We start from the raw sequence: 6,912 nt of genomic DNA, 5'->3' as shown, positions 1-6,912 counted from the left end.
GCATACGGGTTCTTGATGCGCGAGCGCCTGCGCAGTAAAAAAAACTCCGTCGCATTCAAGATGCCTGCAGTATCCAAAAGTGTCCGCCCGCGCGGGTCTGGCCCCAATGCAACGTCACCATCCCAACTCGATTGCCACGCTGGCCTTCGGACTGGCTAGGCTTATCGCCAGAAGCCTCCCACACTGCCCGTGTTGCGGGGTCTCACCGTACCAACGGATTCGAATTTATTAACACAGTAGAACTAACAAACCTGACCGACTCAAGTTCCAAGTGCAACACTTCTCTCCACTGCAGACCCGCGTTTTCTGTCAAAACACTGGCTCACGTAACTTTTGCACAATCAATGGCCTGCTGGGCTGTCCGTCCATACGTTGCGCTAACAGCAGGTCTCTCGAGGTGTTGCACTTGACTCTTGAGACCGCCCATCATCCAGCTACAGCACACCTGGCGAATTGAACGCTTCACACATTCAACAACAGAAACTCCCGCTCCCAAGAGCTGATCACCCGAAAAAACGTCTCATATTCTTTGCGCTTCACCGAGATGTACGCACGCACAAAGCGCTGCCCCAGCATCTCCTGCAACGCATCGCAGCCTTCCAGCTCATCCAACGCTTCGCCCAGCGAGCGCGGCAGATCGTAACCTTGCTCCTTGCCGTTGCTGCTGATCGGCGCGGTTGGTTCGAGATTTTCGCGAATGCCCAATAATCCGCACGCCAGCGTCGCCGCCATCGCCAGATACGGGTTGGCATCGGAGCCGGCGAAACGGCTCTCCACCCGCATGTTCTGCGGTGCATCGATCGGCACGCGCAGCCCGCAGGTGCGGTTGTCGAAACCCCACAGCACATTGCTCGGCGAGACTTCGCCGAACATCAGCCGGCGATACGAATTGACGTTCGGCGCCAGCAGCCCCATCGCCATCGGAATGTACTTCTGCAGGCCGCCCAGATAATGCGCGAAGGTATCGCTGAAGCCGCCCTCGCGCTTGCCGCTGAACACGTTTTTGCCGGTGTCGGCATGCAGCAGGCTCTGGTGGATATGCATCGCACTGCCGGGCTCGGTTTCCATTGGTTTTGCCAGGAATGTGGCGTACACGCCATGCCGCAGCGCGGCCTCGCGCATGGTGCGCTTGAACAGGAAGACCTGGTCCGCACGCGAGAGCGGATCGGCATGGGTGAAGTTGACTTCCAGCTGCGCGGCACCGGATTCGTGGATCAAGGTATCCACGTCCAGTTCCATCGCATCGCAGTAGTCGTACATCAGGTCCAGGATCGGGTCGAACTCGTTGACCGCGTCGATCGAATACGACTGCCGCGCCGTTTCCGGGCGCCCTGAGCGTCCCGCCGGCGGCAACAACGGAAAGTCGGGGTCGGTATTCTTCTGCACCAGAAAAAATTCCAGTTCCGGCGCCACCACCGGTTGCAGCTTGACCTGCGCATAGGCATCCAGCACACGCCGCAGCACATTGCGCGGGGCAAGTTCGTGCGGATCGCCCTCCTTGGTATAGCAGTCGTGGATGACCTGCGCAGTGGGGTCTGTCGCCCACGGCACCATGCGCACAGTGCTGGCATCCGGGCGTAGATGCATGTCCGAATCCGAGGGTGAGGTCAGTGCGTAATAATCGTCCGGGAAATCGCCGGTCACGGTGGTGGCGAAGATGCCTTCGGGAAGGCGCGTGCCGTAATCATGCGAAAACTTGTCGGCCGGAATGATCTTGCCGCGGGCGTTGCCGGTGATGTCCGGCACCAGGCATTCCACCTCGGTGATGCTGCGCTCCTTGAGCCAGCGGCGCAGCGCACTCTCCGGCTGTTTGGGCGTGGCTTTGCGCGAACGTGTGCGGATGGACATGCAACCTCACTTGCCGCGTTGCGCGGCGTATTGGCGACAGGCCTCGCCGAAAGCCTGAAAGATGGCACGGTAGAACGGATGCTGCGCGACACGCCATTCCGGATGCCACTGCACCGCCAGCAAAAAGCCCGGGCCAGGGCCGCGAAAGGCTTCGATCAAACCATCCGGCGCGGTAGCTTCGACCAACAGCCCCCCCCGGCAAGGGTGGCAATGCCTTGCCCATGCAGCGAATTCACCCAGACCTGTGCGCTGTCGCTCATGCCAGCCAACCAGCCGCCGGGATGCAGATGCACCATGTGAGCCGGGCCGTACTGCGTGTCCAAGGTTGCCCTGCGGTCCTCGCGGTGGTCGGCTAGGCCGGGCACTTCATGCACGCGCTGATGCAGGCGCCCGCCCAAGGCCACGTTGATCTCCTGCAAGCCGCGGCAGATCGCCAGCACCGGCAGTCCGCGTGCCAGCGCCTGCGGGATCAGTCCAAGGGTGGTGGCATCGCGCGCCGGGTCGTGCGGGTTGCCTTCCCAACTGGGCGCATCGCTGTAGTGATGCGGCTCCACATTGCTGAGCGCACCGGTCAGCAGCAGCCCGTCCAAGTGCTGCAGCCACGTGCTTGCATCCAGTGCCGGCTGCAGGCTGGGCAACAACACCGGCATCGCTCCGGCGGCCTCGGCCACCGCGCGGATGTACTTCTCGCCGGCGGCCAGGAACGGGCGCGCCCATTGCAGGATATGATCGGTCGGCAGGCCGACCAATGGAACGACAGCCATGCGCAAGAATCCTATGCGGTGGGTTGAACGTCGACACGGTCGAACTTACCGCGCCATCGCCGGCATTGCCAAGCGCGCCGTTGCGCTTGCGATTGCTCACGTGCGCTTTGCTACGCTGCGCGACGACTTCGCAGATGTTGCCACATGGCTACCGAGAACCCCATCGCGTCCCTGCCCGCTGCCGATGCCGACACCTTGGTGCGCATCGCCGGTTGCGAAGCAGTCGATCTGTTATTGCCCGACACCAACGGCGTGCTGCGCGGCAAGCGCGTGACCGCCGAGGCGCTGAGCAAGGTCTATCGCGATGGTGTGTGCCTGCCGATGTCGCTGATCGCCACCGACATCACCGGCAACACCGTGGAAGAAACCGGGCTTGGCTACGCCATCGGCGATGCCGACCGCATCTGCCGGCCGATCGAAGGCTCGCTACGCCCGGTGCCGTGGGCGCCACGGCCGATGGCGCAGTTGCTGCTGGCGATGCATACCCCCGAAGGCGGGTTGTTCGACGTGGCGCCACGTGCGGTGTTGCAGCGCGTGCTGCAAGGATTTGGCGCGCTCGGCCTGAACCCGGTGATCGCCGTAGAACTGGAGTTCTACCTGTTCGATGCGGTGGCCGATGCGCAGGGGCGCCCGCAGACGCCGCGCGACCCGCTCACCGGCGAACGCAACGACAGCACCCAGGTGTATTCGCTGCAGGATCTGGACGACCAGCGCGGCTTCACAGATGCGGTCACAGCGGCTTGCCGGCAGCAAGGCATTCCGGCCGACACTGCCGTTGCCGAATACGCGCCCGGCCAGTTCGAAATCAATCTGCAACATCGCGCCGATGCGGTAGCCGCCTGCGATGAGGCGATCCTGCTCAAGCGCACCATCAAGGCGATTGCCCAGCAGCAGGGCAAGCTTGCCAGCTTCATGGCCAAGCCGTTCCCCGGCCAGGCCGGCAGCGGGCTGCATCTGCACGTAAGCCTGCGCGATGGCACCGGGCACAACGTGCTGGCCAGCGCTGCCGATGCGCCTGCAGACCCGCTGCGCCACGCCATCGCCGGGCTGCAGCGGCATGCCGATGCCGCGCTCCTGATGTTCGCCCCGCATGCCAACAGCTATCGCCGCTTCGTCAGCAATGCCTTCGTGCCGCTGGATGCGAGCTGGGGTTTCAACAACCGCACTGTGGCGCTGCGCATCCCACATAGCGATGCACACAACACCCGTATCGAGCACCGCATTGCCGGCGCCGATGCCAACCCATATCTGGCGGCTGCAGCGGTGCTGGCCGCGATGCTGGACGGCCTGCGCAGGCCTGCAGAACCCACTGCGCCCATCAGCGGCAATGCGTATGCGCAGTCGGGGTTCTCCCCGCGCACCTGGCAAGGCGCGGTGGATGCGTTCCTGAGCAGCGACTTCATCGGCACGCAGTTCGGCACCCAGTTCCAGCATGTGTTCGGCCAGCAAAAACAGCGCGAGTTGCTCGACTACCAGGCACTGGTGCCCGACCTGGATTACGCGCGGTACCTGCGCACCGTGTGATGACTCGCCCGCACGCGCCCCAGCCGCGCAGCGATCCACCGGACAGCGACTACCCGGACAGCTTGTACGCGCGCAGCACGCCGGCCCTGCCCCGGCAGCCGCGGCTGAAAGGCGCCGAACATGCCGATGTCTGCATCCTCGGCGGTGGCTATACCGGCCTGACCGCCGCGCTGGCGCTGGCCGAGGCCGGTTACTCCGTCATCGTGCTGGAAGCCCGGCGCGTAGGCTGGGGTGCGTCCGGGCGCAACGGTGGCCAGGCCATCGTCGGCTACGGCTGCGAGCAGGAGACGCTGGAGGCGCTGGTCGGCAACGACGCTGCACGCCTGCTGTTCGATTTCTCGCGCGATGGCATGCGCCTGCTGCGCGCGCGCATCGCCCGCCATGCCATCGCCTGCGACTGGCGCGATGGGCACGCGCATGTTCCGCTAAAGCCGCGCCAGGTACGGGCGCTGCAGCACGGCATCGTGCGCATGGCCGAACGCTACGACTACCCGCTGCAATGGTGGGACCGTGCGCGCACCCGCCAGGTGCTGGACAGCCCGCTGTATCTGGGCGCCATGTTCGACCCTGCCAGTGGCCATCTGCATCCGCTGGCCTATGCACTGGGCCTGGCCCGTGCCGCGCTGGCGGCCGGGGTGCGCATCTACGAAGACTCGGCCGTGACGCAGCAGCAGGCCGGCACGCGCGTGGTCATGCACACCGCACACGGCAGCGTCACCGCCAGCTTCGGGGTGATCGCCGGCAATGCCCTGCTGCACGGCATCGCCCCGACGCTGGAGCAGCGCATCATGCCGGTGGGCACCTATGTCGGCGCCACCCCGCCCCTGGGCGAAGCGCGCGCACGCGCCCTGATTGCCAACGACATGGCGGTGGCCGACACCAACTGGGCACTGGATTACTATCGGCTCAGCGCCGACCACCGCCTGCTGTTCGGTGGGCGTGCCAGTTACTCTTCGCGTCCGCCCGCGGGCCTGCAGCACCTGATGACCCAGCGCATGCACACGGTGTTTCCGCAGCTGCACGATGTGTCGCTGGAAATCCTGTGGGGTGGCTACGTGGACATCTCGCGCAACCGTGCGCCGCACTGGGGCCGGCTGGCGCCCAACCTGTACTTCGCGCAGGGCTTCTCCGGGCACGGCGTCGCTGCCACGGGCCTGGCTGGCCAGGTCATCGCCGATGCCATCGCCGGCCAGAGCCGGCGCCTGGACGTGTTCGAACGCATCGGGCATCGCCCGTTTCCCGGCGGGCAGCGACTGCGCACCCCACTGCTGGTGGCGGCGATGAGCTGGCATCGGCTGCGCGATGCACTGTGGTGACCGGCGCGTTGCAGCCACGTGCTCAAGTTTTTGCCAGCAGGGCCGTTAGCTGACCTGACGGTTCGATCCAGACGGCCAACTGATGTCCCCAAGTAAAGTCCATCGCGATAGTGAAAGCGTCTTTCTGCCGCAGCGTGTGCTGTTGGTGGAGAATTCGCGCACGTTCACCAGCATGCTGCGCGAAGCCATCGAGCAACGCGTGGAACTTTCAGTCACCGTCGTGTCGACCCTGGCCGAAGCTGCGCGTGTGCTTGACGAAGAGGATGGCTGGTTTCTGGTCCTGACCGGCCTGGTGCTGGTCGACGGCGACCGCGACAAGGTCGTGGAATTCTTTCTCTCGCGCAAACTGCCCACCGTGGTGGTCAGCGGCGTGTACGACGAAGACCTGCGTCAGCGCGTGCTACAGCAGCAGATCATCGATTACGTACTGAAAAACGCACCGGGCAGCATCGAATACCTGGCCTGGCTGGTACAGCGTTTGGAGCGCAATCGCCGGATCGCCGCCCTGGTGGTGGACGATTCGCTGTCGGCACGCACCTATGCCGGCGCGCTGCTGTCGATGTACGGCTACCGCGTGGTGCTGGCAGCCGACGGCCCTGCCGGGCTGGAAGCAATCGAACGCGACCCGAGCATTCGCCTGACCATCGTCGACCAGGAAATGCCTGGCATGGATGGCGTGGAATTTACCCGCCGGCTACGTGCGATCCGCTCGCGCGACAAGGTGGCGCTGATCGGTATTTCCGGTAACAGCGATTCGTCGCTGATCCCGCGCTTTTTGAAGAACGGCGCCAACGATTTCCTGCGCAAGCCGTTTTCGCGCGAAGAATTCTTCTGCCGCGTGTCGCAGAACGTGGACCAGCTGGAACTGATTGGCACCCTGCAGGATCTGGCTACCCGCGACTTCCTCACCGGCTTACCCAACCGGCGTTACTTTCTGGAACAAAGCCAGCGTGTCATTACGAAACTGTTGTCGCAGGACCAGACGGTGACTGCGGCGATGGTGGATATCGATCACTTCAAACACATCAACGACACCTGGGGCCACGACGTTGGCGACCAAGCGCTGCGTGCGGTGGCCGCTTCGGTCTCCGGGCATGCCCGGCCGCAGGACCTGGTGGCGCGCTTCGGCGGCGAAGAATTCTGTCTGCTGGTGCCCGGCCTGGATGCGGCCAACGCCACCAGCTATTTCGAGACGTTGCGCGAACGCATCAGCGCGCTGCGCGTGCGCGTGGGCGAAGAGACGCTCAGCATGACGGTCAGCATCGGCGTGTGCATCGCCAGCGAAAGCGACCAGTCGCTGCATTACCTGTTGAACGAAGCAGACAAGTACCTGTATCTGGCCAAGGCCGGCGGCCGTAACCAGGTGCGTCTGGCAGGCTGATCCTTCCGTCATCTGCTGGCCCAGGCAGGCCGTTGCAGATGACGCGCTTCATCGCATGCCTTGGCTCAGATCAACGCAC

4 protein-coding genes and 2 pseudogenes are annotated in these 6,912 nt (G+C 64.3%); 4 read left to right on the top strand and 2 right to left on the bottom strand.

What is annotated here, in order from left to right:
* Nucleotides 1-159, top strand: a pseudogene (locus WJW29_RS05420) (IS701 family transposase); the annotation flags it as partial.
* A 303-nt stretch (nucleotides 160-462) separates the two neighbouring features.
* On the opposite strand, the gene WJW29_RS05415 reads toward WJW29_RS05420, so the two are convergent.
* Both WJW29_RS05415 and WJW29_RS05410 read right to left on the bottom strand, forming a co-directional pair.
* A complete protein-coding gene (locus WJW29_RS05415) occupies nucleotides 463-1,848 on the bottom strand; it encodes a glutamine synthetase family protein (RefSeq protein WP_011259375.1) in 1,386 nt (461 codons plus the stop codon).
* A 6-nt stretch (nucleotides 1,849-1,854) separates the two neighbouring features.
* Nucleotides 1,855-2,612 (bottom strand): annotated as a pseudogene (locus WJW29_RS05410) (gamma-glutamyl-gamma-aminobutyrate hydrolase family protein).
* 144 nt (nucleotides 2,613-2,756) lie between these two features.
* Here WJW29_RS05410 and WJW29_RS05405 point away from each other — a divergent pair.
* The 3 genes from WJW29_RS05405 (at nucleotide 2,757) to WJW29_RS05395 (ending at nucleotide 6,833) form a co-directional block, all read left to right on the top strand.
* Nucleotides 2,757-4,136: a glutamine synthetase family protein gene (locus tag WJW29_RS05405; protein WP_011259377.1), complete on the top strand. Its 1,380-nt coding sequence runs from the start codon at nucleotides 2,757-2,759 to the stop codon at nucleotides 4,134-4,136.
* Nucleotides 4,133-5,452 (top strand): FAD-binding oxidoreductase, encoded by a 1,320-nt coding sequence (locus WJW29_RS05400; protein WP_011259378.1) that lies wholly within the window; start codon nucleotides 4,133-4,135, stop codon nucleotides 5,450-5,452. Before WJW29_RS05405 ends, WJW29_RS05400 begins: the two co-directional genes overlap by 4 nt.
* An 82-nt stretch (nucleotides 5,453-5,534) precedes the next feature.
* Nucleotides 5,535-6,833 (top strand): diguanylate cyclase, encoded by a 1,299-nt coding sequence (locus tag WJW29_RS05395; RefSeq protein ID WP_011259379.1) that lies wholly within the window; start codon nucleotides 5,535-5,537, stop codon nucleotides 6,831-6,833.
* Nucleotides 6,834-6,912 lie beyond the last annotated feature (79 nt).

The organism is Xanthomonas sp. JL1 (genome assembly GCF_038405005.1).
Note: the sequence above shows the minus strand (reverse complement) of the source record. Positions and strands in the feature narration are given on the sequence as shown.

Excerpts from the sequence above, each read along its gene's own strand:
- WJW29_RS05415 (WP_011259375.1), bottom strand. The coding sequence starts at position 1,848 with ATGTCCATCCGCACACGTTCGCGCAAAGCCACGCCCAAACAGCCGGAG.
- WJW29_RS05405 (WP_011259377.1), top strand. The coding sequence starts at position 2,757 with ATGGCTACCGAGAACCCCATCGCGTCCCTGCCCGCTGCCGATGCCGAC.
- WJW29_RS05395 (WP_011259379.1), top strand. The coding sequence starts at position 5,535 with ATGTCCCCAAGTAAAGTCCATCGCGATAGTGAAAGCGTCTTTCTGCCG.